Here is an 818-nt window from a genome sequence, read left to right as displayed (position 1 = left end):
ACGGATTTATTGAGAGTTTCAACGGACGATTCAGAGATGAATGCCTGAACGAGCACTGGTTCGGCGATATTACTTATGCCAGGAAAACGATTAATGACTGGCGGCAGGATTATAACGAGTGCCGTCCCCATTCATCGCTGGATTACCAGACGCCAGCTGAATTTGCAGCGGACTGGCGAAACGGAAAATATGAAGAAAAACCAACCGACATTACTAACTGAAGGTTGTATCTAATCCTGGGGGCAGGTCACAACATCACAAGCAGAACGGGGGGCACAGGTTAAAGCCAGAACGCTGACAATGAATTTTAGTAAAGCAAGGGACCTTGCTGGGATTAAATGGGGAGAAGGAACGCCGGCAACTTTCCATGAACAAAGGTCATTATCTGAACGTCTGTACAAGGAGCAAGGGATCGATACACAAAAACTACTTGGACATAAAACGCAACAACAAACTGATCGTTATCATGATGACCGTGGAAAAAATTGGGTGAGAATCGCTTTATAATATTTAAGGGCATAAAATTCTTTATGCCCTTAAAGTTCTATAACATTTTGCTTTGCTTTGCTTTACTAAAAAGTAATAAAGCATCATGATTATCCCCCCACGCTTTTTCCTCAATGAAAAAAACATGAGCATCACTAATTAATTTATCTACAGGCAAGTTATCCATAACCGCATACTCATTAAAATACTCTTTAAACTTTAAACCATTTTTGCTGTTCCCATTATATAAAAGCATTAACAACTCATAATTGGAAAGTTGTGCGCGGAGAATGTTTGCATATTTTTTCTTTGAGTTATCATCAATACTAGAA

Annotated in this window: 2 protein-coding genes and 1 pseudogene; 2 read left to right on the top strand and 1 reads right to left on the bottom strand. The window is 39.4% G+C overall.

Features of this window, described 5'->3' with window-relative positions; translation table 11 throughout:
- Together NNO04_RS22505 and NNO04_RS22500 are read left to right on the top strand one after the other, a co-directional pair.
- On the top strand, positions 1-221 hold a 221-nt coding region (locus tag NNO04_RS22505), incomplete at its 5' end, for an integrase core domain-containing protein (RefSeq protein WP_271445925.1).
- A 28-nt stretch (positions 222-249) separates the two neighbouring features.
- Positions 250-507, top strand: a pseudogene (locus tag NNO04_RS22500) (tyrosine-type recombinase/integrase); the annotation flags it as partial.
- Between the two features lie 37 nt (positions 508-544).
- Here NNO04_RS22500 and NNO04_RS22495 read toward each other — a convergent pair.
- On the bottom strand, positions 545-818 hold a 274-nt coding region (locus NNO04_RS22495; protein ID WP_271446530.1), incomplete at its 5' end, for a putative phage abortive infection protein.

Origin of the sequence: Citrobacter sp. Awk 4, from assembly GCF_028069725.1 — a bacterium.
Classification (GTDB): domain Bacteria; phylum Pseudomonadota; class Gammaproteobacteria; order Enterobacterales; family Enterobacteriaceae; genus Citrobacter_D.
The sequence above is the reverse complement of the archived record's forward strand: the minus strand, read 5'-3'. Positions and strand labels throughout refer to the sequence as shown.